The sequence below is a fragment of the Luteibacter sp. TLI7-4A genome, from assembly GCF_056754745.1.
In genome coordinates this window covers 2,787,347-2,812,592 of the sequence record NZ_JBPGWO010000001.1, presented here as the reverse complement: position 1 = coordinate 2,812,592, position 25,246 = coordinate 2,787,347, and the positions used below count along the sequence as shown (strand labels likewise).

The 25,246-nt window shown below is 66.5% G+C and carries 15 protein-coding genes and 1 riboswitch; of the genes, 8 read left to right on the top strand and 7 right to left on the bottom strand.

Translation table 11 applies throughout. From position 1 onward, the window contains the following. Positions 1-46 precede the first annotated feature (46 nt). A complete protein-coding gene (ppc, locus tag ACR9Y6_RS12440; protein WP_481281564.1) occupies positions 47-2,752 on the top strand; it encodes a phosphoenolpyruvate carboxylase in 2,706 nt (901 codons plus the stop codon). Positions 2,753-2,833: 81 nt separating this feature from the next. Further along, complete coding sequence (locus tag ACR9Y6_RS12435) at positions 2,834-4,816, top strand: methyl-accepting chemotaxis protein (RefSeq protein ID WP_481281563.1); 1,983 nt, start codon at positions 2,834-2,836, stop codon at positions 4,814-4,816. Between the two features lie 259 nt (positions 4,817-5,075). Here the strand turns inward: ACR9Y6_RS12435 and ACR9Y6_RS12430 are convergent, their stop codons facing one another. The 3 genes from ACR9Y6_RS12430 to ACR9Y6_RS12420 are packed head-to-tail and all read right to left on the bottom strand — an operon-like array spanning position 5,076 to position 9,299. Then, positions 5,076-7,010, bottom strand: coding sequence for an ATP-binding cassette domain-containing protein (locus tag ACR9Y6_RS12430; RefSeq protein ID WP_481281562.1), 1,935 nt, complete (start codon positions 7,008-7,010; stop codon positions 5,076-5,078). A 32-nt stretch (positions 7,011-7,042) separates the two neighbouring features. Further along, complete coding sequence (locus tag ACR9Y6_RS12425; RefSeq protein WP_481281561.1) at positions 7,043-8,092, bottom strand: aldose epimerase family protein; 1,050 nt, start codon at positions 8,090-8,092, stop codon at positions 7,043-7,045. Between the two features lie 28 nt (positions 8,093-8,120). Further along, on the bottom strand, positions 8,121-9,299 hold the full coding sequence (locus tag ACR9Y6_RS12420) for a XylR family transcriptional regulator (protein ID WP_481281560.1): 1,179 nt from the start codon (positions 9,297-9,299) through the stop codon (positions 8,121-8,123). 156 nt (positions 9,300-9,455) lie between these two features. Between ACR9Y6_RS12420 and xylA the strand changes: the two genes are divergently transcribed. From xylA to ACR9Y6_RS12395, 5 genes are read left to right on the top strand one after another with little or no spacing between them, the layout of a single operon-like run. Then, entirely contained in the window at positions 9,456-10,772 is a 1,317-nt protein-coding gene (gene xylA, locus ACR9Y6_RS12415; RefSeq protein WP_481281559.1) for a xylose isomerase, read from the top strand. Next, on the top strand, positions 10,765-12,291 hold the full coding sequence (xylB, locus tag ACR9Y6_RS12410; RefSeq protein ID WP_481281558.1) for a xylulokinase: 1,527 nt from the start codon (positions 10,765-10,767) through the stop codon (positions 12,289-12,291). Before xylA ends, xylB begins: the two co-directional genes overlap by 8 nt. 29 nt (positions 12,292-12,320) lie before the next feature. Then, positions 12,321-13,334 (top strand): D-xylose ABC transporter substrate-binding protein, encoded by a 1,014-nt coding sequence (gene xylF / locus ACR9Y6_RS12405; protein WP_481281557.1) that lies wholly within the window; start codon positions 12,321-12,323, stop codon positions 13,332-13,334. A gap of 58 nt (positions 13,335-13,392) precedes the next feature. Continuing rightward, positions 13,393-14,940, top strand: coding sequence for a xylose ABC transporter ATP-binding protein (locus tag ACR9Y6_RS12400; RefSeq protein ID WP_481281556.1), 1,548 nt, complete (start codon positions 13,393-13,395; stop codon positions 14,938-14,940). 39 nt (positions 14,941-14,979) lie between these two features. Continuing rightward, positions 14,980-16,125, top strand: a complete 1,146-nt coding sequence (locus ACR9Y6_RS12395; protein WP_481281555.1) for a sugar ABC transporter permease — start codon at positions 14,980-14,982, stop codon at positions 16,123-16,125. A 331-nt stretch (positions 16,126-16,456) separates the two neighbouring features. On the opposite strand, the gene ACR9Y6_RS12390 is transcribed toward ACR9Y6_RS12395, so the two are convergent. The 4 genes from ACR9Y6_RS12390 to ACR9Y6_RS12375 form a co-directional block, all read right to left on the bottom strand. After that, the gene (locus ACR9Y6_RS12390; protein WP_481281554.1) at positions 16,457-16,975 is read right to left on the bottom strand and encodes a DUF4142 domain-containing protein; all 519 of its coding nucleotides are present in this window, start codon (positions 16,973-16,975) and stop codon (positions 16,457-16,459) included. Between the two features lie 425 nt (positions 16,976-17,400). After that, positions 17,401-18,621 carry a methionine adenosyltransferase gene (gene metK, locus ACR9Y6_RS12385; protein ID WP_306850936.1) on the bottom strand — a complete coding sequence of 407 codons (1,221 nt, stop codon included), beginning with the start codon at positions 18,619-18,621 and terminating at the stop codon, positions 17,401-17,403. A gap of 148 nt (positions 18,622-18,769) precedes the next feature. After that, positions 18,770-21,061 (bottom strand): 5-methyltetrahydropteroyltriglutamate--homocysteine S-methyltransferase, encoded by a 2,292-nt coding sequence (gene metE, locus ACR9Y6_RS12380; protein ID WP_481281553.1) that lies wholly within the window; start codon positions 21,059-21,061, stop codon positions 18,770-18,772. Between the two features lie 194 nt (positions 21,062-21,255). Beyond that, a riboswitch (cobalamin riboswitch) is annotated at positions 21,256-21,471 on the bottom strand. An 87-nt stretch (positions 21,472-21,558) separates the two neighbouring features. Further along, positions 21,559-22,539: an aldo/keto reductase gene (locus tag ACR9Y6_RS12375; protein ID WP_481281552.1), complete on the bottom strand. Its 981-nt coding sequence runs from the start codon at positions 22,537-22,539 to the stop codon at positions 21,559-21,561. A 587-nt stretch (positions 22,540-23,126) separates the two neighbouring features. Here ACR9Y6_RS12375 and fusA point away from each other — a divergent pair. Beyond that, on the top strand, positions 23,127-25,199 hold the full coding sequence (fusA, locus tag ACR9Y6_RS12370) for an elongation factor G (protein WP_481281551.1): 2,073 nt from the start codon (positions 23,127-23,129) through the stop codon (positions 25,197-25,199). Positions 25,200-25,246: the final 47 nt, after the last annotated feature.

The window sequence follows — 25,246 nt, the reverse complement described above, 5'->3', positions numbered from 1 at the left end:
CATCTTTTTCGGTACTCTCAGGGTTTCGACGCCAACCGAGAGTCCCATGGAAGTCGCACGCGATCCCGAGTTCCTGCCCCACGATGGCCCCTTGCGCGAGGACGTGCGCCGCCTCGGCGCCCTGGTCGGCCAGATGCTGGCGGAACAGGGCGGCCAGGCCTTCTTCGAGCGCGTGGAACACGTGCGCACGGCGGCGATCCACCGCCGGCGCAGCGGAGCGGCCGTGGATGCGCTGGCCGAGTCGCTCACCGGCCTGGACGCGGCGGATGCCGAGGCGCTGGCCCGGGCCTTCGCCACCTACTTCCAGGCGGTGAACACCGCCGAGCGGGTCCATCGCATCCGACGCCGCCGCGACTACCAGCGCGAGGGTGGGGCGCCGCAGCCGGAGTCGCTGGCGGCGGTGCTCGCCCTGTTGAAGAAGGATGGCGTCAGCCGCGACGAACTGGTCCGGCTGCTCGAACGGCTGGACGTGGAGCCGGTGTTCACCGCCCATCCGACGGAAGCCGTGCGCCGCTCGTTGCTTGAGAAAGAGCAGGAAATCGTCCGGGCGCTGGTCGATGAGTTCGATCCCACGCGAACACCGCAGGAGTTGCGCGACGACGATGCGCGCATCCTGATGGCGCTTTCCGCCGGATGGCAGACCGCCGAAGCCTCGCCGGTGCGGCCCAGCGTGCAGGATGAATTCGACCATGTCGGCTTCTACATCTCCCGGCCGATCTACCGCGTGCTGCCCGCCCTCTATGAGTCGCTGCAGCAGGCCATCGGGGAAACCTACGGCGAAGGCGTGACGATCCCGCGCCTGCTTCGCTTCGCCACCTGGGTGGGCGGCGACATGGACGGCAATCCCAACGTCAACGCGGACACCATCGCCGCCACCCTCGCGGCGCAGCGGACGCTGGTGCTCGAGCGTTACATGGAGGACGTCGCCGGCCTCGGCCGCCTGCTCAGCCAGACCGAGGACCGTGTCACGCTGGACGACAAGCTCCAGCGGCGCATCGAGGATTATCGCGAGCGCCTTCCCGATGCGGCGGAACGCATCCGGCCCCGGCATGCCGACATGCCCTATCGCGGGTTCCTGACCTTCGTCGCCGCGCGCCTCGACGCCACGTTGCATGAAGGCCCCGAGGCCTATGCGTCGGCGGACGAGTTCATCGGTGACGTCGCACTGGTCGAGAAGAGCCTTGTCGAGCACGGCGGCGCGCATGCCGGTGCGTATGCGGTGAACCGCCTCCTGTGGCGCGCGCGCACGTTCGGATTCCATCTCGCGCGCCTGGACGTGCGCCAGGATGCGCGCGTCCATGACGAGGCACTGGCCGCGTTGCTCGGCGACGGCGACTGGACCAACCGCGATACGGCGGCACGCGTGAAGACGCTGCGGCCTTACGCGGCGGGCGAGCGCAGTTTCGTCGCAGGCGACGATCACGAGGCGGCCGGGTTGCTGCGCGCGGTGTTTGCCACGTTGGCCGATTCGCGCAAGCGCTATGGACCGGAAGCCACCGGGCTCTACATCATCAGCATGGCCGAGACCGCCGCGGACGTGCTCGCCGTGCTGGCGCTCGCGCGGCGGGGTGGCCTGTTGGAGGACGGCCGCGTGCCGCTCGACATCGCGCCGCTGTTCGAGACCATCGACGACCTCGCCGGCGGTGCGGAAACGCTCCAGGCGTTGCTCGACGACCCCGTCTATCGCGCCCACCTCAAGGCGCGTGGCGACCGGCAGTGGGTGATGCTGGGCTATTCCGATAGTGGCAAGGATGGTGGAACCGTCGCCTCCAAGTGGAGCCTGCAGCGTGCGCAGGTGGAACTGCTCGACGTGGCCTCGAAGGCGGGCGTCCGCGTGGCCTTCTTCCATGGCCGCGGCGGCTCGGCGAGCCGTGGTGGATCGCGCATCACGCCTGCCTTGATGGCGTCGCCGCGCGGCTCCGTCGGCGGGGTGTTGCGTGTCACCGAGCAGGGCGAGGTGATCCATCGCAAGTACGGCATCCGCGCGCTCGCCGTGCGCAACCTGGAACAGACGCTCGGCGCCGTGATGCGCGCCTCGTTGCGACCGCGCGAGGTCGAATCACGCGAGGCGGCGTGGAAGGAGACCATGGCGCGGCTTTCCGGGGAAAGCCGCAAGGCCTATCGCGCCTTCGTCGATACCGAGGGCTTCGTGGAGTACTTCCGTGGCGCCACGCCCATCGACGTGATCGAGCGCATGACGCTCGGCTCGCGTCCGGCGCGCCGGCGCAGCATGAAAGGCGTGGAAGACCTGCGCGCGATTCCCTGGGTGTTTTCCTGGACCCAGTGCCGCGCGGTGCTCACCGGCTGGTACGGGCTTGGCGCCGCGCTGGATACGGTGGCGAGGGAATGTGGCGAGGCGTCGCTGGTGCGCATGGCCAGCGACTGGCCCTTCTTTTCGACGATGCTGGACGACGTGGAAATGGTGCTGGCCAAGGCGGATATCGACATCGCCGAGGCCTTCTCCCGCCTGGCCGGCCCCTTGCACGAGCGCTTCTTCCCGATGATCCGCGAGGAGTTCGTGCGGACCGTCGCCTGGCTGCTGAAGCTCAAGGGCGCGAAGGAACTGCTGGCCGCCGAACCCCGGCTGGCCACCTCGATCCGCCTGCGCAACCCGTACGTGGACCCGATGAGCCTGCTCCAGGTCGACCTCCTGCGGCGCTGGCGCGCCACCGGTGGACAAGACGACGCCCTGCTCAGCGCCCTGGTCGCCTGTGTGAACGGCGTCTCACAAGGGCTCCAGAATACGGGTTGAGGGCTAAAGCCCCGCCCGGGCCTGCCGACATAACGGCCATGGGCACCCGTTCGGGGTGCTCCACCACTTCGGTAGGACTCCATGAAACAGAACAGCGACCGCGCCGGCCGGCGCGGGATGAGTGTCGGTGCGCGATTGACCCTGCTCGTCGTCGGCATCGTCGCCCTCGGCATCGCCTTGCTCACCGTCGTCGTCACGACCATGGCCTCGCGGGAGCTGGAGGCCAGGGCCCGCGAGGACCTCGCCCGTGGCAACCGGGCGATCATCGGCACGGTCAACACGTTCAGCGGCGCGCTGCTGGCCGAGTCCGACCGCTTCCTCGGCGTGTACAAGAGCTATTTCCCGGGCAAGTTCACGGTCGACGACAAGCACCGCGTCACCATGGCGGGGCACACGGTGCCCCTGCTGCTGCACGACGGCAAGCCGTTGAACAACGACTTCACCCTGACCGACGAGTTTTCCGCGCGTGCGCACGTGGTGGCGACGCTGTTCGTCCGCGACGGGCCCGACTTCGTTCGTGTCACCACTTCGTTGAAGAAAGAGGACGGCTCGCGCGCCGTCGGAACCTCCATCGATCATGCCCATCCCGCCTTTCCCCTGCTGCTCACGGGCAAGTCGTACGGCGGCCCGGCCGTGCTGTTCGATCGCCCGTACATCACGCGCTACGAACCGATCAAGGACGAGGCGGGCAACGTGCTCGGCGTCTTCTTCGTCGGTGTGGAGATCGGCAAGGAGATGAAGTCGCTGCAGGACGAGATCGCCGCGATCCACATGGGCCGGAGCGGCTATTACTCCGTCGTCGATGCCAGCGCCGGAAAGCGCTATGGCACCCTCATCGTCGATCCGGCGATGAAGAGCGAGGCCGCGACGGCACCCGGCGCCGCGCTCAAGATGCTCGACGTGGATGGCCAGCCGATCTTCGGCCGCATGCTGTCGGGCGGCAAGGGCGAGCTGCGCTATCGCGTCGATGTGGACGGCCGATCGGTGGACCGGCTGGCCGTCTATGCGACCGATCCGGCGTGGAACTGGCTCGTCGCGGGCACGGTGGACATGGACGACCTTTTCGGTCCGGTCCGGCACATGCGCCTCGTCGCCGCGGCGACCAGCATCGCATTGGTCATCGCCTTGTGCGTGTTCCTGTTCCTCGCGATACGCATGCGCATCACCCGGCCGCTGGCCGACGCCGTCGAGGCGGCGCGACGCCTCGCCGAGGGCGACCTCACGGCGCGGCTCGCTTCCGCGCGGGGCGACGAGATCGGCCAGTTGATGCGTTCCATCGATGGCATCGGTGACGGTCTTGGCGACATCGCACGCTCCGTGCGCAAGGCCGCGGCCAGCATGGCAGGCAGCACCTCGGAGATCGCGGCGGGCAATGCCGACCTGTCTTCACGCACGGAAACCCAGGCGCACGAGCTTCAGCTGACGGCGTCCAGTCTCGACCTGCTCACGCGCACGGTCCGCGACAACGCGGGCCACTCGGCGAGGGCGAGCGCGCTGGCGGCCGACGCGAGCGTGGCGGTTCAGCAGGAAGCGGGCGCGATGCAGGAGGCGGTCGAAGCGATGAACGGTATCCAGGCCTCGGCGCAGCGTATCGCCGATGTCATCGGCATCATCAACGGGATCGCCTTCCAGACGAATATCCTCGCGCTCAATGCCGCGGTGGAGGCGGCGCGGGCGGGTGAGCAAGGCAAGGGTTTTGCCGTGGTGGCGGAAGAAGTGCGCCATCTCGCCCAGCGCAGCGCGTCGGCGGCGAAGGAAATCGAGTCGCTGATCACCGAGTCGGTGGCCCAGGTGGACGCGGGGCACGGCCTGGTGACGGATGCGGGGCGCAACATGGAGACGGTACTGGGCCGCATCCGCGCCGTGGCGGACCTGATGGGCAACATCAGCCAGGCCTCGGGCGAACAGTCCGAACAGATCGGCCGGATCAACCATGCCGTCTCGCGGATGGACGACTCGACCCAGCAGAACTCGGCCCTGGTCGAAGAAGCGGCGGCCGCCGCGAAGAGCCTGGAAGACCAGGCCGCGGAACTGGCCCGCGTGGTCGAGGTGTTTCGGCTGTAAACGCCGACCGAGCCTTTGATCCCGAGCCTTTGGTGGGAGCCGACCCTGTCGGCGATGGGTTCCCTGGTGGGAGCCGACCTTGTCGGCGATGGGTTCCCTGGTGGGAGCCGACCTTGTCGGCGATCCGTGCCTTGGTGGGAGCCGACCTTGTCGGCGATCCCGCGGCAGCGGGCCAGGTTTCCGCACGCACCCATCGCCGACAAGGTCGGCTCCCACCAGGTGAGGGCCTTATGGATCGGCTTATATCGCGTGGGCGTCGTCAGCCTTCCAGTTCTTCCCAGCGCGCGAACGCCACGTCCAGTTCCGCCTGCAACCTGGCGAGTTCCTCGTTGCCGCGCGTGATCGTCGCGGCGTCCTGCTGGAAGTACTTCGGGTCGTTCATGGCGGTGGTACGGCGGGCGATCTCGGCCTCGAGTTCCTCCAGCTTCGCCGGCAGCGATTCAAGCTCGCGCTGCTCTTTGAAGGAGAGTTTTTTCCTTGGCGTGGCTGCGATGGGCGCGGCCACGGCCGCCGCCGCCGAAGCAGCAGTGGAGGCTTGCGCCGCCCCCGACGCGGACGACGCCTCGGATGCCGAAGACGAAGACCAGGCGGCCTTCGACCCGGCAGGTTTCGTGGTCGCGGCGGGCCTCTGCCGCAACCAGTCGCTGTAGCCGCCGATGTATTCGCCGACCACGCCATCGCCTTCGAGCACAAGGGTGCTGGTCACCACGTTGTCGATGAAGTCGCGGTCGTGCGACACCAGCAGCAGCGTGCCGGTGTATTCGTTCAGCAGTTCCTCGAGCAGTTCCAGTGTCTCGACGTCGAGGTCGTTGGTCGGTTCGTCCATCACCAGCAGGTTCGACGGCTGGGCGAACAGCTTCGCGAGGAGCAGGCGGTTGCGTTCGCCGCCGGAAAGCCGCGTGATAGGCGCGCGCGACCGTTCGGGCGAGAACAGGAAATCCTGCAGGTAGCCGACGATGTGTTTGCGCTGGCCGTTGAGCTCGATGTACTCACGGCCCTGGGCCACGTTGTCGAGGGCATTCAGGCGGTCGTCGAGCGTGGAGCGGTGCTGGTCGAAGTAAGCCACTTCCAGCCCCGTGCCCAGCGTGACTTCGCCTTCCTGAGGCTTGAGTTCGCCGAGCAGGATCTTCAGCAACGTGGACTTGCCCGCGCCATTCGGGCCCATGATGCCGACGCGGTCGCCGCGCATGATCGTCGTGGAGATATCGCGCAGCAGCGTGCGGCCACCGTACGCCTGGGTGACGTGTTTCGCGTCGATCACCTTGCGTCCCGAGGATTGGGCCGTGGCGAGGGTGATCCTGGCATTGCCGGATTGTTCGCGTCGCTGGGCGCGCTCGTTGCGCATCGCCTTCAGCGCGCGCACGCGGCCTTCGTTCCGCGTGCGCCGCGCCTTGATGCCCTGGCGGATCCACACTTCTTCCTGGGCCAGCTTGCGGTCGAAATGTGCCTGTGCCTGGGCCTCGGCGTGCAGGCGTTCCTCGCGGCGGCGCAGGTAGTTGTCGTAGTCGCCGGGCCAGCTGGTGACCTGTCCGCGATCGATCTCGACGATGCGCGTGGCCAGGGCACGCAGGAAGCTGCGGTCATGGGTGATGAAGACGATGCTGCCGGCGAAGCCCTTGAGGAAGGTTTCGAGCCAGGCGATGGCCTCGATGTCGAGGTGATTGGTCGGCTCGTCGAGCAGGAGCAGGTTCGGATCGCGCACGAGCGCCTGGCCAAGCAGGACGCGGCGCTTCATGCCGCCGGACAGCTCGGAGAAATCGGTGTCCGCCGGCAGCTCCAGGCGTTCGATCACCTGCTGCACGCGCGAATCGAGATCCCATGCGTTGTGGGCCTCGATCTGCGACTGCACGTCGCCGAGCGCGTCCATGTCGCCCGTCTCCAGCAGATGGTGATAGCGCGCGAGCAGGTGGCCCAGTTCGCCCAGGCCGTCGGCCACCACGTCGAAGACGCTGCCGGACGTATCCTGCGGCACTTCCTGCGTGAGGCGCGCGATGCGCGTGCCTCCTTGAAGGCGGATCTCGCCATCGTCCGGATGCAGTTCCCCGGCGATGAGCTTCATCAGCGTCGATTTGCCGGCGCCATTGCGCCCGACGACGCAGACACGTTCGCCGGCATCGAGGGAAAGGTCGACCTGTTCGAGCAGGAGCGGGCCGCCGACGCTGAAGTCGACGTTGAGGAGTTGGATAAGGGACATCCGGATATTGTACCCGGTGGCGCCCCGTCACCTCATGACACCGGCGTATCCACCCGGTAGCGCGTGTGCTGGCGCCATACCGCGCCGGGGCGAAGGATCGCGCCTTCCGCATCCGGGCCATTGACCTGGTCGGGAAAGGCCTGGGTCTCGAGCGCGAAGCCGGCGAACGGACCGTAGGCGTCGCCGTTTCGCGACGGTTGCCCGGTGAGTTTCTGCCCGCTGTAGAACTGCAGGCCGGGGCGGTCGCTCTCGACGGTGAGACGGCGCCCGCTGGATGGTTCCACGACTTCCGCGACCACGCGTAGCGCCTGGGCCGCGGGTTGACGCGGAACATAGCAATGGTCGAAGCCGCCCACCATCTGCAATTGCGGGTCGGGCCAGTGCAGGCGCGAGCCGATCGGCGCCGCCTCGCGGAAATCGAAGGCGCTGCCGGCCACGGGCTGGCGTCCCACCGGTATCGCCCCCGCATCGATGGCCAGGAATTCGTCCGCGTCGATCCGGATCACGTGGTCGCGGATATCCGGCCGCCGGTCGTTGAGGTTGAAATACGGATGCGCGGTCAGGCTGAGCGGGGTGGGGGCGTCGCTGGTGGCTATATAGCGCAGGTCGAGCGTGCCGTCGTCATCGAGTCGCACGCGCAATTCGACCTTCACTTCGCCGGGAAACCCACCATCGCCCTCGGGCGACACCAGCCGCAGCACCAGGTCTTCGCCTTCCGGTTCCACGTCCCATCGTTGCAGGTGAAATCCGTAGTTGCCGCCGTGCAAGTGGTTGCCGCCGTCGTTGCGGTCGACCTTGTAGTCGATGCCGTCGAGCCGGAAGCGTCCGCCGCGGATGCGGTTGGCCCAGCGGCCGACGATCGCGCCCATGTAGGCGTTGGAATCGATGTACTGCCCCGCGTCGGCGTGACCGAGCAAGACCTCGCCCACGCGGCCCTGGCGGTCCGGGGTCTGCCAGGAGAGCAGGGTGCCGCCGAGGTCGGCTATCTCGACCTGGGTGTCTCGCGCGTTGCGCAGGGTCCAGCGGTGGAGCGGGCGGCCGTCGGGGAGTTGGCCCCAGGCGGTGGCGTTGGATACAGGCATGGGTGAAGCGTTTCCCTGCGGAAGGCGATCAGGTCGCCGCCGTCTTGCGATGGAGGTCGAGGTATTGGCGCGGCGTGCAATCGTATTCGCGACGGAACACCGCGTACATGTATTGGAGCGAGGTGAAGCCACAGCGCAGCGCGATGTCGGCGAGCGGCGTGTCGGAGTTCGTCATGAGTTCACAGGCGGTGTCGAGCTTGTGCTTGAGGATCACCTGGTGCACGGTCTGCTTCAGCTCGCGCTTGAAGTGTTCTTCCAGCACCGTGCGCGACACCCCGACGTAGTCGGCCACCTGTTCGGTCTTGATGCCCAGGCAACCGTACTGACGAATGTAGTGGCTCGCCCGCATCACGTGCGGGCTGCGCATCGGCTGGTACTTGCTCGACACCTGCACGTTGATGCCGACGGGTGGCACCAGCACGCGCGTGCCCGAACAATCCATGCCGCGCAGCATCTGGTGCAGCAGGTGGGCGGCCGTGCGGCCCATTTCCTCCGCGCCCTGGATCACCGAGGTGAGCGGAATGCGCGTGAGCAACTGCGCCATCGGGTCGTTGTCGATGCCGACGATGGCGATCTGCTCGGGTACGGCGAAGCCGCCGATCACGCAAGCCTGCAGCAACTGCCGGGCGCGTGCGTCGGTCACGGCGATGATGCCGATCGGCTTGGGCAGCTCGGCCAGCCAGGTGACCAGTTCCTCCACCGCCATTCCCCAGCCGCCCGCGCTGGTCGGCGAGCCCTGGTAGACCATCCCCTCGACCGATTCCTCGTCCACGATCGCCTGGAAGGCATGCTCGCGTTCCTGCGCCCAGCGGCTGCCGGGGTGGGGCGGTATGCCATAGAACGCGAAACGGCCGAGGCCTTGTTCGATCAGGTGGTCGTACGCGAGCCGGATGAGCCGGGCGTTGTCCGTGGCGATATAGGGCACGCCGGGAGGATAAGCGGCGGGATCGTGATACGAGCCGCCTATCGCGACGACCGGGATGTGCAGGTCGCGCAACGCGTCGGGGGCTTCCGGATCGTCGAAGTCGGCGATCACGCCGTCGCCGCGAAACTGATGGATGTCGCGCATCCGGCTGCGGAAATCCTCCTCCATGAAGAGGTCCCATTCCACGCGCGTACTGTTGAGGTAATGCCCAATGCCGGCGATGACCTGGCGGTCGTATACCTTGTTGGCATTGAACAGCAAAGCGATTCTGTGGGGAGACATGAGTCCGTCCAAAACTATCAGGCTTTGCGTTATCTGACCATGACGCAGCGCGGCATCGAAAAAGAGCCGCGCCCCGTCGGAAATCGCAATTGCGCGCCATAGGCGCCGCTCGTCAGGATCGTCGGGATTCGTCCCCACGTTTGTCAAGGAATTGTTATGTCGTACTTTTCCAGCGTCCCCAAGATCAGCTACGAAGGCCCCGGCAGCGACAATCCGCTGGCGTTCCACCACTACGACCCGAACAAGCAGGTGCTCGGCAAGAGCATGGCCGAGCACCTCCGTCTCGCCACCTGCTATTGGCACACCTTCGTCTGGCCGGGTTCGGACGTGTTCGGCGCGGGTACCTTCGAGCGCCCCTGGCAGACGGCCGGCGAGCCGATGGCCAAGGCCCGCGAGAAGGCCGACGCCGCGTTCGACTTCTTCTCCCGTCTGGGCACGCCGTACTACACCTTCCACGATACCGACGTGGCGCCGGAAGGCGACAGCCTCGCCGACTACAAGAAGAACTTCGCGGCGATGGTCGACGTCCTCGAGAAGAAGCAGGCCGAGACCGGCGTGAAGCTCCTGTGGGGCACCGCCAACGTGTTCAGCAACCCGCGCTACGCCGCCGGTGCCGCGACCAATCCGCAGCCGGAAGTGTTCGCCTACGCGGCCACGCAGGTACGCCACGCGATGGAAGCCACGCATCGCCTGGGCGGTGCCAACTACGTGCTGTGGGGTGGCCGTGAAGGCTACGACACCCTGCTCAACACCGACCTGAAGCGCGAGCGCGAGCAATTGGGCCGGTTCTTCCAGATGGTGATCGAGCACAAGTACAAGATCGGTTTCACCGGCACCATCCTGATCGAGCCCAAGCCGCAGGAGCCGACCAAGCACCAGTACGATTACGACACCGCCACGGTCTACGGCTTCCTCAAGGAGTTCGGCCTGGAGAACGAGGTCAAGACCAACCTCGAGGCCAACCACGCCACGCTGGCCGGCCACTCGTTCCATCACGAGGTCGCGACCTCGATCGCGCTGGGCGTGTTCGGTTCGATCGACGCCAATCGCGGCGACCCGCAGAACGGCTGGGATACCGACCAGTTCCCGAACAGCGTGGAAGAGTTGACCCTGGTCACCTACGAGATCCTGAAGGCCGGCGGTTTCACCACGGGCGGCTTCAACTTCGACACCAAGGTGCGCCGCCAGAGCAACGCGCCGGAAGATCTCTTCCACGGCCACATCGGCGCGATCGACGCATTGGCCCTCAGCCTGGAACGCGCGGCGAAGATGATCGAGCGCGACGCGCTGGCCGATTTCAAGGCCAGGCGCTACGCCGGCTGGGACGCCGATTTCGGCAAGAAGATCCTGCAGGGCGGCTTCACGCTGGCCTCGCTGTCCGACGAGGCGATCGCCCGCGACATCCATCCGAAGCATGTCTCCGGTGGCCAGGAGTTGCTCGAAAACATCGTCAACCGCTATATCTATGGGTGATATGACCCCCGACATGGACGCTTCGGCACGCATGTACCTCGGTATCGACCTGGGCACGTCCTCGGTGAAGGCCGTCCTCATGGACGAGGCCGGTGAGGTGCGTGCCAGCGCGACCAGCCCGCTGGAGGTCTCGCATCCGAAGCCGCGCTGGTCGGAGCAGGACCCGGCCACGTGGTGGAGCGCCACGGAGGCGGCCGTCGCGGACGTCCTCAAGGGAACCGATGCCCGCCGCGTGGCGGCCATCGGCCTGTCCGGGCAGATGCACGGCGCCACGCTGTTGGATAAGTCCGACGCTATCCTGCGGCCCGCCATTCTCTGGAACGACGGCCGCTCGGATATCGAATGCGCGGAACTGGAGCGGGTGCCGGGTTTTCGTTCGATCACCGGCAACCTCGCCATGCCTGGGTTCACGGCGCCGAAACTCGCCTGGGTGCGTAAGCACGAGCGCGAGGTGTTCGATCGCGTCGCCAAGGTGCTCCTGCCGAAGGACTACCTGCGCCTGCGCCTCACCGGCGAATACATGACCGACGCTTCCGATGCGGCCGGCACCCTCTGGCTCGATGTCGAGAAGCGCCAGTGGAGCGACACCATGCTTGCCGCGACGGGCCTCGACCAGTCGCACATGCCGCGGGTGTTCGAGGGAAGCCAGCCCGCGGGGCGCCTGCGCAAGGAACTGGCCGAGCGCTGGGGCATGGACACCGTTCCGGTAGCGGCCGGCGGTGGCGACAACGCGGCGGGTGCGGTGGGCGTGGGCATCGTGCGCCATGGCCAGGCCATGCTTTCGCTGGGCACGTCGGGCGTCTATTTCGCCGTGTCCGATGGCTTCCGCTCGAGTCCCGAGCAGGCGGTGCACAGCTTCTGCCATGCCTTGCCCGACACCTGGCACCTGATGTCGGTGATGTTGAACGCGGCGAGCTGCCTCGATTTCACCGCGAAGCTCACCGGCCAGAAGGACGTGCCCGCCCTGCTCGCCGAGGCCGAGGCCAAGGGTCTCCAGGAAAACGGTCCGCTGTTCCTGCCCTACCTCACGGGCGAGCGCACGCCGCACAACGACGCGCATGCGCGCGGCTCGTTCACGAACCTGGGCCCCGGCACGGACCGCGCCGACCTCGCCAATGCCACGCTGGAAGGCGTGGGGCTGGGCTTGCTCGACGGCTTGCTGGCGGTGGAGTCGACCGGCCTCGTGGCCGATGAAATCACCGTGATCGGCGGGGGCTCGCGCAGTGCCTACTGGACACAGATGCTCGCCGATATCCTCGGCAAGCGGCTGGTCCTGCGCAGTGGCGGCGAGGTGGGGCCCGCGCTCGGGGCGGCACGCCTCGCGCGGCTGGCCATCGAGCCGGGTGCTTCCCTCGATGCCGTTTGCCCGATGCCGGCGGTCACCGCCGTGCGCGAGCCCGATGCAGCGCGTCATGCTTATTTCCTGCAAACGCGCCACCCTTTGTTCCGCCGCTCTTACGAGCAGTTGAAGCCGCTGTATTCCGACGCCGTTCGCGGCGACGATTTCCGCCCCTCCTGAAGGGCGATTCCATAAGCATGGAGATGAGCATGAAGCAGAAGGCCCTATATACGTTGCTGGCCGTATCGATGATCGGTGCCGGCCTTTTCGCGGCGCCGCAGGCGCACGCCAGCAAGGAAAAGCCGGTGATCGGCTTCTCCATCGACGACCTGCGCGTGGAGCGCTGGACGCGCGACCGCGACTACTTCAAGGCCGCGGCGGAAGCCAAGGGCGCCACCGTGTCGGTGCAGTCCGCCGATGCCAACGAGCAGAAGCAGATCCAGCAGATCGAGAACCTGATCTCGCGCAAGGTCGATGTCATCGTCATCGTGCCGTTCAACGCCAAGACGCTGACCACGGTCGTCGCCGAGGCGAAGAAGGCCGGTATCAAGGTGATTTCCTACGATCGCCTCATCCTGAATGCCGACGTCGACGCCTACATCTCGTTCGATAACGACAAGGTCGGCCAGATGCAGGCCCAGGGTGTCGTCGACGCGGCACCGAAGGGCAATTACTTCCTGCTCGGCGGCGCTCCGACCGACAACAACGCGAAGATCCTTCGCGAGGGCCAGATGAAGGTCCTGAAGCCGCTGGTCGACAAGGGCGACATCAAGATCGTCGGCCAGCAGTGGACCAACGAATGGCTGGCCTCGAACGCGCAGTCGATTATCGAGAACGCGCTCACCGCCAACAAGAACAACATCCAGGGCATCGTCGCCTCCAACGACGGCACCGCCGGTGGCGCCATCGCCGCCCTGAACGGCCAGAAGCTGGCAGGCAAGGTGGCCGTGTCGGGCCAGGATGCCGACCTCGCCGCGATCAAGCGGATCAAGGCCGGCACCCAGACCATGACGGTCTACAAGCCGATCAAGGAAATCGCCACGGAAGCGGCGAACCTGGCGGTCGGCCTGGTCCAGGGCACCGCGCCGAAGTTCACCTCGAAGATGAACAACGGCAAGAAGGATGTGGATACCATCCTGCTCACCCCGACCCTGCTGACCAAGCAGAACGTGGATCTCGTGGTCAAGGACGGCTTCTACACCCAGGCCCAGGTCGGCCCGTAAGCGTAAGATCGGCGATGCCCCGCCCGGTGCGGGGCATCGTCCAGCGAAAGGAGTACCGGTGAGCGAATACCTGTTCGAGATGCGTCAGATCGTCAAGGAATTTTCCGGCGTGCGCGCGCTCAATGGCATCGACCTGGCCGTGCGGCCCGGTGAGTGCGTTGGTCTCTGCGGCGAGAATGGCGCAGGCAAGTCCACCCTCATGAAAGTCCTGTCCGGCGTGTACCCGTACGGCACGTGGGAAGGCGAGATCCTGTTCGACGGCAAGCCGCTGAAGGCGTACTCGGTGCGCGACAGCGAGGATGCCGGCATCGTGATCATCCACCAGGAGCTGATGCTGGTCCCGCAGCTCTCCGTCGCCGAGAACATCTTCCTCGGCAACGAGATCCGCAAGTTCGGCGGCGTGATGGACTACGACGCCATGTATGCCAAGGCCGAGGCGCTGCTCGCCCGCCTGAAGCTGAAGGATGTGAACGTGGCGGCTCCCGTGATGAATTACGGCGGCGGCTACCAGCAATTGTTCGAGATCGCCAAGGCGCTGGCGAAGAACGCCCGCCTGCTGATCCTCGACGAGCCGTCTTCCTCGCTGACCTCGTCCGAGACCGACACCTTGTTGTCGATCATCGAAGACCTCAAGCGCGACGGCGTGGCCTGCGTCTATATCTCGCACAAGCTCGAGGAAGTGGCGCGGGTGTGCGACACGGTCACCGTCATCCGGGACGGCAAGCACATCGTCACCAAGCCGATGAGCGAGATGACCACCCATTCGATCATCACCGCCATGGTCGGACGTGACATCGAGAACCTGTTCCCGAAGGTCGAGCACGACATCGGCGAAGTGATCTTCGAGGCCAGGCATGTCACCTGCTGGGATGTCGCCAATCCGAATCGCAAGCGCGTCGACGATATTTCGTTCCAGATCCGTCGCGGCGAGATCCTCGGTGTCGCCGGACTCGTCGGTGCCGGTCGCACCGAACTGGTGTCGGCGATCTTCGGCGCCTACCCGGGACGCTACGAGGCGGAGCTGCTGCTCGAAGGCAAGCCGATCAAGGTCAGGTCGCCCGAACAGGCGATCAAGGCCGGCCTGTCGCTGGTCCCCGAGGATCGCAAGCGGCAGGGCATCGTTCCCTTGCTGGGCGTGGGCGACAACATCACGCTGGCGACGCTTTCGCACTATGCCCGCGCGGGCCAGATCGACCGCCAGGCCGAGTTGCAGACCGTGGATGCCGAGATCAAGCGCCTGCGCGTGAAGACGGCGAGTCCCGAGCTGGCCATCGTCGGCCTGTCCGGCGGCAACCAGCAGAAAGCGGTGCTGACCAAGATGCTGCTGCCCAAGCCGAAGGTGCTGATCCTCGACGAGCCCACCCGTGGCGTCGATGTCGGCTCCAAGTACGACATCTACAAGCTGATGTTCGAACTGGCCGCCAAGGGCGTGGCCATCGTCATGGTCTCGTCGGAGATGCCCGAAGTGCTGGGAGTCAGCGATCGTGTCCTCGTCGTGGGCGAGGGTAAGCTACGCGGCGATTTCCAGAACGTAGACCTCACCCAGGAACAGGTGCTCGCCGCGGCGATCTCGCATGCCGCCGAAGGGCCCGCGCACGCGGCCTGATCCTCCGAAAACCATTCACGCGTTACCAGGGAAGCCTTCATGCAGGCCCAGAAAGTCCAGCAACTGTTCGTACGCTACAAGATCCTCGCCCTGCTCATCGCGGTGGCGATCATCTGGGTGTTCTTCCACCTGAAGACCGAATCGGCCTTCATCACGCCCGGCAACCTGTCCAACCTGTTCCGGCAGATGGCGATCACCGGCATGCTCGCCTGCGGCATGGTGTTCATCATCATCGCCGGCGAGATCGACCTTTCCATCGGCTCGCAACTCGGCCTGCTGGGCGGCGTGGTGGCGATCCTCACGGTGAACCAGGGCTGGGGCACGTGGCCGGCGATCTTCGCCGTGCTCGGGCTCGGCCTCGTCATCGGTGCCTTCAACGGCTTCGTCGTCACCAAGATGCGGGTGCCTTCGTTCATCGTCGGCCTGGGCGGCATGCTGGCCTTCCGCGGCATCGTGCTTTACATCACCGGCAGTTCGACCATCGCTCCCGCGCCGGACGACCTGATCGCGCTGGGCCAGGGCTTCGTTCCGCCGGCACTGTCGCGCTGGATCGGCGCCGTGATCTTCCTCGCGATGATCGCCCTGACGGTACGCCGCCGCCTTCGCCGCGGGAAGCTCGGCCTGCAGCAGGGTGCGTTGTGGGTCGACATCGCCCGACTGGTCGCCATCGGCGCGTTCATCTTCGGCTTCGTGCGCATTCTCAACGATGCCAACGGCATCCCCATCCCGGTGATGATCCTGCTCGGCCTGCTCGCCGTGTTCACCTATGTATCGACGCAGACGGTGTTCGGCCGGCACATCTACGCCGTCGGCGGCAACATGGAAGCCACCCGCCTGTCCGGCGTCAACGTGGCGCGCGTGAAGCTGGTGGTGTTCGCCTTGATGGGCCTGATGTGCGCCTTCGCCGGCATCATCACCGTGGCCCGCACCGGCTCGGGCTCTCCCTCCGCCGGTACCGGCGGCGAACTGGATGCCATCTCCGCCTGCTTCATCGGTGGCACGTCCATGCGCGGCGGCTCCGGCACCGTCTACGGCGCGCTGATCGGTGCCCTGGTGATGGCCAGCCTCGACAGCGGCATGCAGCTGATGGACGTCGACAATTCATGGCAGATGATCATCAAGGGCGTGATCCTGGCCCTGGCCGTCTGGGTGGATGTCCTCTCCGGCTCCAACCGCAACGGCTGATCCAAAGCATCGCCGCTGAAGCGGCTCCCACACAAGACGGCGAGGCGTGCCTGTCGTTCGTTGTGGGAGCCGGCTTTGCCGGCGATGGGTGCTCGCGAAAGCATCGCCGCTGAAGCGGCTCCCACACAAGACGGCGAGGCGTGCCTGTCGTTCGTTGTGGGAGCCGGCTTTGCCGGCGATGGGTGCTCGCGAAAGCATCGCCGCTGAAGCGGCTCCCACACAGGACGGCGAGGCGTGCCTGTCGCTCGTTGTGGGAGCCGGCTTTGCCGGCGATGGGTGCTCGCGAAAGCATGGCCGCTTAAGCGGCTCCCACAGGATGGTGGCGGGACGATCAGGGAAGTGCCTTCGCCCGCTTCAAATGATCCTTCAGTGTCGGCAACGTCTTCTTCGCGAAAGCCTTCAGCTGGTCGTTCGAACCCTTCTCGATCTCCACCTCGAAGATCGCGACGGCCTTCTCGTGGTCGGCGACCATCAGCTTCGCGTATTCGCGATCGAAGTCGGCGCCGTGCAAACGCGATAGCGCGTCGATGCGCTTTTCGCTGTCGGGCAGTGGGTCATGAGCGATCGGGTAGCCCTTGTCGCCCATCTTCAGTGACTTGAGTTCGTCCTGCGCTTTCGTATGGTCGTCGACCATGCGCTGTGCGAACGCCTTGACCTTCGCCGATGACGCTTGCTTCAGGGCGAGTTCGCTCGCCTGGACTTCGGCCATGCCGGACGCGGTCGCGTTCTTGAAGAAGCCGGCATCGGTGGCGGTACCGCCGAGGGTGTCTTTTTCCTGGGCTTGAACGGCACAGGACAGCGCCACGGCGAGGAAGGCGGTGGCGAGGGCACGGACAGGACGATGGGTCATGGGTGGCTTCTCCGCTGGGGACATCCAAGGTGTCGCATCCCGGCCATGAAATGACCGTGACCGATGCGGAAACGGAAGCCTGCCGGCCAGCGAGGGAAGGGTTACCCGGATCCTTATGGGCCCAGCCTTATGGGGCCAGGCCTTACGGAGCCAGGGCTTTCGTGGGCCAGGGTTTTGTGGGAGCCGGCTTTGCCGGCGATCCCGCGGCAGCGGGCAGGTTTTGGAAGCACCCATCGCCGACAAGGTCGGCTCCCACAAAAGGCTGGTTCTTCCCAAGGGGCGGGTTTCCACCAAAGGGGGGCTTCCACCAAAGGGGGACCCACCAAAGGAGGCTTTTACGAAAGGAGGCTTTCACCAGAGGTGCGCTTCGCAAAAGAAAACGGGCGCCGTGGGCGCCCGTTCTCATGCCTTGCCGGAAGCGCCGCTTACTTGCGGCGGGCGACCGTCGCGCCGAGTCCGGCGGCATCGCGCAGGACGTCGGCCTTGTCGGTCTTCTCCCAGGAGAACGCCGTGAACGTGTTGCCGTTCTTGTCGGTGATCTCGTAGGGCTTGCGGCCGAAGTGGCCGTTCGACGCGGTCGGCTGGTACATCGGGTGGACCAGGTCGAGCATCTTGATGATGCCGTACGGACGCAGGTCGAAGTGCTTGCGGATCAGCTTCTCGATCTTCTCGTCGGGAATCTTGCCGGTGCCGAAGGTGGTCACCGAGATCGAGGTGGGCTCGGCCACGCCGATGGCGTAGCTGACCTGGATCTCGCAACGGTCGGCGAGGCCGGCGGCGACGATGTTCTTGGCGACATAGCGGGCCGCATAGGCGGCCGAACGGTCGACCTTGGACGGGTCCTTGCCCGAGAACGCGCCACCGCCGTGACGGGCCCAGCCGCCGTAGGTGTCGACGATGATCTTGCGCCCGGTCAGGCCGCAGTCGCCCACCGGGCCACCGATGACGAACTTGCCGGTCGGGTTGATGTGGAACTTGGTGCCCTTGTGCAGGAGCTTCGCCGGCAGCACCGGCTTCAGGATCAACTCACGCACGCCTTCGATCAGGTCCTTCTGCTTCACGTCCGGATCGTGCTGGGTCGACAGCACGACAGCGTCGATGGCGACGGCCTCGCCGTTCTCGTAGCGCAGGGTGACCTGGCTCTTGGCATCTGGGCGCAGCCACGGCAGCGGCGAGTTCTTCTTCTTGCGGACCTTGGTCTGCTGCTCGACGAGGCGATGCGCGTAGTGGATCGCCGCCGGCATGTATTCGCTGGTCTCGTTCGTGGCGTAGCCGAACATCAGGCCCTGGTCGCCCGCGCCCTGTTCTTCCGGCTTCTTGCGGTCGACGCCCTGGTTGATGTCCGGGGACTGCTTGCCGATCAGGTTCAGCACGCCGCAGGTCTCGCCGTCGAACCCGACTTCGGAGCTGTCGTAGCCGATGTCGAGGATGACCTTGCGGGTCAGCGCCTCGAGGTCGATCCACGCGCTGGTGGTGATCTCGCCCGCGACGATGGCGACGCCGGTCTTCACCAGCGTCTCGCAGGCCACGCGAGCGCGCGGGTCCTGGGCCAGGATAGCGTCCAGAACGGCGTCGGAGATCTGGTCGGCGATCTTGTCCGGATGGCCTTCGGAGACCGACTCGGAGGTGAAGAGGTAGTTGCTCATCGCGGGGATATATCCTTCTTTACGGATAAAGAGATAAAGGGCGCGCCATGATACACGCCTCCGGGCCGGTTTGCAGGGGGAAGGGTAGCGCCCGGGAGTGACGATTGCATGGATGTTCAGCAGAGCGCGCCCACCGGCCCACGGTGGGTCAGGCCGCCGCCCCCAACCGCTGGCGCGCCGCCTTCGCCACCGCGACCATGGTCTTCAGCGCCGCGGCGACCTCGGGCCAGTCACGGGTCTTCAGGCCGCAATCGGGGTTCACCCAGAGCTGGTCGGGACGCAATACCTGCAACGCGCGGGCAAGCAGGCCGGCCATTTCGCCCTCGGCGGGAACCCGAGGGGAGTGGATGTCGTAGACACCGGGGCCGATGCCGTTCGGGTACTGGAACCGTGTGAAGGCATCGAGCAACGCCATTCGCGAGCGGCTGGTTTCGATGGAAATCACGTCGGCATCCATGGCCGCGACCGCCTCGATGATGTCGTTGAACTCCGAGTAGCACATGTGGGTGTGCACCTGGGTCGCGTCACTGACGCCGCCGGCGGTGATGCGGAACGCCTCCACCGCCCACGCGAGATAGCCATTCCACTCGGCACGACGCAGCGGCAGGCCTTCGCGCAAGGCGGGTTCGTCGATCTGCACGATGCCGATGCCCGCTCTTTCGAGATCGTGCACCTCGTCGCGCAAGGCGAGCGCGATCTGCCGGCAGACGTCCGCGCGGGGCAGATCGTCGCGCACGAACGACCATTGCAGCATCGTCACCGGACCGGTGAGCATGCCCTTCATCGGTTTTTTCGTCAGCGATTGCGCGAACGCGGACCAGGCCACGGTCATGGGCGCGGGTCGTGCCACGTCGCCATAGACGATCGGTGGTTTCACGCAGCGCGAGCCGTAGCTCTGCACCCAGCCGAACGACGTAAAGGCGTAGCCGTCGAGCTGTTCACCGAAATACTCGACCATGTCGTTGCGCTCGGGCTCGCCATGGACGAGCACGTCGATACCGGCCTCCTCCTGGAACGCCACGGCACGGCGCACTTCATCGCGCAGGATGGCGGTATATGCCTCGTCGTCCAGCTTGCCTGCGCGGTGCGCGGCGCGGGCGACACGAAGGGTCGCCGTCTGCGGGAACGAGCCGATGGTCGTCGTCGGCAGGTCGGGCAAGCCGAACCGCTCACGCTGTACGGCGGCGCGGAACGGGTACGCCGAGCGGCGCCGGCCGAACTGCGCCGTGAGCTGGCGAACGCGTTTGCGTACCTCGTCACGCACGACCCCCGGCGCGGCCTGTCGCCCGGCGATCAGTATGCGCTGGCGCGCGAGCGCTTCCCGGGCGACTGCATCGCCCTGGACGGCGTCGGCGTAGTGGCGCAGCTCGGCGATTTTCTGCCGCGCGAACGACAACCACGTCGCGAGATTTCCGGGCAGGCGCTTTTCCTCGCCGGCATCCAGCGGCACGTGCAGCAAGGAGCACGACGTCGACAGCCACAAGCGCCCGTTGCCAAGGCGATCGCGTAGCGCCTGCACGCGAGGAAGGATGATCGAGGGGTCGCTCAGCCAGATGTTGCGTCCATCGAGAACACCCGCCGAGAGGACGCGGTCGGCCGGCAGCGCGTCGAGCACCGCGTCGAGTTGCTCCGGCGCACGTGCGAGGTCGACGTGCAGGCCGGCGACGGGCAGCGACATGGCGAGTTCGAGATTGCCGTCGAGTGAACCGAAGTAGGTCGCGACCAGCACCCGTACCCGTGACCGCGTGGCGACCCACGCATAGGCATGGCGAAAGGCTTCGCGCGTCGCATCGTCGAGATCGAGCGCCAGCACGGGCTCGTCCACCTGCACCCACCCGGCGCCTGCGTCGGCAAGGGCGTCGAGCACGCCGACCCAGGCGGGAAGGAGCGCATCGAGTAGTGCCAGCGGGTCGCTGCCATCGACCGCCTTGGCGAGGCACAGGAAGGTGATCGGGCCGAGCAGCACCGGGCGTGCGACGTGTCCCGCCGCGACCGCTTCGCGATATTCGTCCACGACCTTGCCGGGCCGGGCGGCGAACGTCTGGCCCGCCGATACCTCGGGGACGATGTAGTGGTAGTTGGTGTCGAACCACTTGGTCATTTCCAGCGCGGGCAGGTCGAAGCGATCGTCCTGCCTGCCGCGTGCCATGGCGAAGTAGCCGGCCAGCGGATCGATGTCGTAAAGCGGTCGGTAGCGTTCCGGAATGGCGTCCACCATGACCGCGGCATCGAGCACGTGGTCGTAGAGCGAAAAATCGTTCACCGAAACGCTGTCGGCACCCGCGTCCCGGGCGAGCGCCCAGTGCCGCGAGCGCAATTCACGGGCGATATCGAGCAGTTCCTCGGAGCCGATGTTTCCCTTCCAATGGGCTTCGAGCGCGCGCTTCAACTCACGGCGGCGGCCGATACGGGGAAAACCGGGGTAGGTGACGTGTGGCATGAGTGTTCCTCTTCGCAAGAAAGAGGAGGGAAGGGCGGCTCGTCGCATGACACGGACGTCGCCGGAGTAAACCCCTTGGGCGATGCCTGGGTCATGAGGGTTTGCCGTCGACCTTCGCCCCCGCGGGCGAACCGGGCCATGCCCCGGGAGGAGGCGACGGCCCAGGCCGGACGGAGCGGCGCACCCATGACGGCGCGTCGCTCCGGCTGGCGGCAGGTCTTCGGGCTCGTGGATGTGGCGCCGAGGCGCCTCCTCCCCCATCGCTTCCCGGATCGCCATCGATCCAGTGCCTGTGACGGGTTCGTCTCCACATACCGCTGCGGGGCAGCGCCGGATTCCCACCGGCTTCCCTCTTAGCTTTATCTTCCTATTCGAATAGAGAGATAAAGACCGCTAACGAGCGGGAAATTAGCCCTCTGGACGTCCAAAGTCAATGCGAAGGAGGGCACCTCTATTCAGAAGCGCCCCCGAGGTCGCCACGCGGCGGCCGCGGATGTCTATTCAAAGCCTTCGATCGGATGGGGACCGTAGGCGGCTTCCAGCATCGCCGTCTCCTCCGGGCTCAGCACGAGATCGATCGCCGCCACGGCATCGTCGAGATGATGTGGCTTCGATGCTCCCACGATCGGCGCGGTGATGCCTTCGCAATGGGCCACCCAGGACAAGGCCACCTGTGCACGCGGTACGCCGCGCCCCTCGGCGACCTTCTTCACCGCCGCGACGATCGCCTTGTCCGAATCGGCGGTCGCGTTGTAGAGCGTGCTACCGAAGACGTCGCTCTCCTGGCGGGTACTGGTTTCGTCCCAGTCGCGCGTGAGGCGGCCGCGCGCCAGTGGGCTCCATGGGATGACCGCGATGTCCTGGTCGATGCAGAACGGAATCATCTCGCGCTCTTCCTCCCGTTGCAGCAGGTTGTAGTGGTCCTGCATGCTCACGAACTCGGTCCAGCCGTGGAGGCGCGAGGTGTAGACCATCTTCGCGAACTGCCACGCGTACATCGACGACGCGCCGAGGTAGCGCACCTTTCCCGCCTTCACCAGGTCGTGCAACGCTTCGAGCGTCTCTTCGACCGGCGTGGCGTGATCCGCGCGGTGGATCTGCAGAAGGTCGATGTAATCGGTGCCGAGACGCTGAAGGCTGTCGTCGACGGAGTGGAAGATCGCCTTGCGCGAAAGACCGCCACCGTTGGGACCCTTGCGCCAGTGGAAGTACGTCTTCGTCGCGATCACGACTTCGTCGCGCCTCGCGAAATCCTTCAGCGCACGCCCGACGATTTCCTCGGAGGTGCCGTCGGAATACGCATTCGCGGTATCGAAGAAATTGATCCCGAGGTCGAGCGCCTTGCGGATGAAGGGGCGGCTCTGTTCCTCGTCGAGCGTCCAGGCGTGGTTGCCGCGATCGGGCACCCCGTAGGTCATGCAGCCGAGGACCAGGGGAGAGATGTCCAGGCCGGTACGGCCGAGTTTGACGTAGCGCATGCGGGGCTCCAAGACATGTGTGGACGGGGCGGTGTCCGGACGGGACATTTGTATAGCCACATACTGTAGATGCCGGGCGCCCCGTCGATCATGACAATCGCGTCATGTGAAACGTGGTCGCCACGGTAGCGAAGGCGGGTATGCCGCCTCCCCTTGAAACCGGCCCGGGCGTCCCTAACTTGGAGTCCAACGCGAAGACGGCGCGCCTTGCCGGTCAACCGGCCCGGGCGTAGCATTCGCCTCCTGTCACGAGAGCCAAGCCATGTTCCGCTGCAAGCACGATTTGATGCACGTCCCACCGATCGCCCCATGGGCGCGTCGCGGGTGCGCGCGTTCCGTGCCTGGCGGAGCTTCGTCGTAAGACGGCGCACCGGCTGCCAGGAACACCGAAAGCACCCGCAAGGGTGCTTTTTTTTGTCCCGATTTTCCCTTGCGAACCCACCGTTGGAGCAGCGTGCCATGAAGAACTGCCGCGACCCCCGATCCTGACCGTCCCGCTCAGCCAGGGGCGGCGGTAAACGGATCGGGGAGTGCCTCGCTCGAGACGACATCCGAGCCCCTGGCGACCCCATCAGGAACCGTTAGCCATGAGTACCACCCGCGAAACCCAGATCCCCGTCGGCCGTTGGCGCAACCTCGGCATCATCGCGCACGTCGACGCGGGCAAGACCACGCTCACCGAACGCCTGCTCTACAAGACCGGCACGATCCATCGCACCGGTGAAGTGCACGACGGCGCCACCACCACCGACCATATGGAACTCGAACGCGAGCGTGGCATCACGATCGGCGCCGCCGCCGTGCGCGCGAACTGGACGCCGGAAGGCGGCCAGCCGCATCGCCTGACCCTGATCGACACGCCGGGGCACATCGACTTCGCGATCGAGGTCGAGCGTTCGCTGCGCGTGCTCGACGGCGCGGTCACCGTGTTCTCCGGCGTGGCCGGCGTGCAGCCGCAATCCGAAACCGTCTGGCACCAGGCGCGCCGGCATGGCGTGCCGTTGATGGCGTTCGTCAACAAGATGGACCGCCCGGGTGCGGACTTCGACGCGGTGGTCGGGCAGATGCGCGACAAGCTCGGTGCGAACCCGTGGGTGGTGGCGCGCCCGATCGTCGAAGGCGAACACATGACGGGCCTCGTCGACCTCGTGGCGGAACGCACCTGGCGTTTCGACGAGGCGGGCACGCCTACGGTCCAGCCATGGACGGACGGCGAGCGCGCGACGCATGCGGACGCGCGTGCCGAACTCGTGGCCGCCGTGGCCGATCGTGACGATACGCTGGCCGAACTCTGGCTCGCCGAACAGCCGGTCGATGCGGTGGCGCTCACGGCGGCGCTTCGGCGCGGCACGCTCGCGGGTGCCGGCTCGCCGGTACTTCCGGGCTCGGCGTTCCGCAACGTCGGTATCGAACCGCTGCTGGATGCGCTCGTCGCGTACCTGCCATCGCCACTGGATCGTCCAGCCGTGGTTGGCCACACCGACGAAGGCGACACGATGGTCGCGCCCGATGCGGACGCGCCGTTGGCGGCGCTCGTCTTCAAGGTGGTCAACCAGGCGCATGGGCCGCTGGCCTTCATCCGCGTGTATTCGGGCCGGTTGAACGTCGGCGACGCCGTGTGGCGTAGCGGTACCGATCGCGTGCAGCGTATCGGCCGGCTCGCGGTGGTGCGCGCGGAAGACACGGAGGCCGTGGATGCCGCCGAGGCGGGAGACATCGTCGCCATCGCGGGCTGGAAAGACGTGGCCACGGGCGAGACCTTGTCCGATCCGCACCGCCGCGTGCGGCTGGAGACCATCCAGGCGCAACCGGCCGTGCTGTCGTGGCGGCTGTCGCCCGAGCGCTCGGCCGACCTGCTCAAGCTGGGCAACGGTCTCGCCCGCCTCGCGCAGGAGGACCCGTCGTTCCGCGTTGGCACCGATCCCGACACCGGCGAGACCCTGGTCTGGGGCATGGGCGAACTTCACCTGGAAGTGATGGTGGAGCGCCTGCGTCGCGAGTGGGGTGTGCAGGTGCGCACGGGTTCGCCGCGCGTGGCTTACCAGGAAACCCCGGCGGCCGCGTCCGGCGCCGTGGAGGGCAAGCTCGCCAAGCAGACCGGTGGCAGCGGACAGTTCGCGCGCGTGGTGCTGTCGGTCACGCCGACCGGCGAGGAGACCAACCGCTTCGAGGACCGCACCACGGGCGGCGTCATTCCCAGGCAGTTCCAGGCGGCGGTGGAGAAAGGTGTCGCCTCGGCACTGGTGGAAGGGCCGCGTGGCTATCCCGTGGTCGGCGCGGCGGTCGCCGTGCTGGACGGGCAGGCCCATGCCGTGGACTCGAACGAGGCCGCCTTCCATCGCGCGGCGCAGATCGCGGTGAAATCGGCGCTGGAAGCCACGGGCACGGTGCTGCTGGAGCCGGTGATGCGCGTTTCGGTGAGTGCGCCGGGTTCGGCGGTGGGCGATGTGCTGGGCGACCTGCAACGCCGTGGCGGGCAGATCGTCAACCTCGTCGACCGCCAGGAACGCACGGAGATCGACGCCGACGTGCCCCTCGCGCAACTCGACGGCTACAGCACCGCCTTGCGTTCGCTGAGCCAGGGCCGCGCCTCGGCCACGGTGGCGTTCCACGCTTACCGGCCGGCGGCGACGCAGGAACAGTCACGCCGTTCGGCGTGACGTGAGGCAAGGGCGGCCATATGGCCGCCCTTTGCTTCTACACGGTG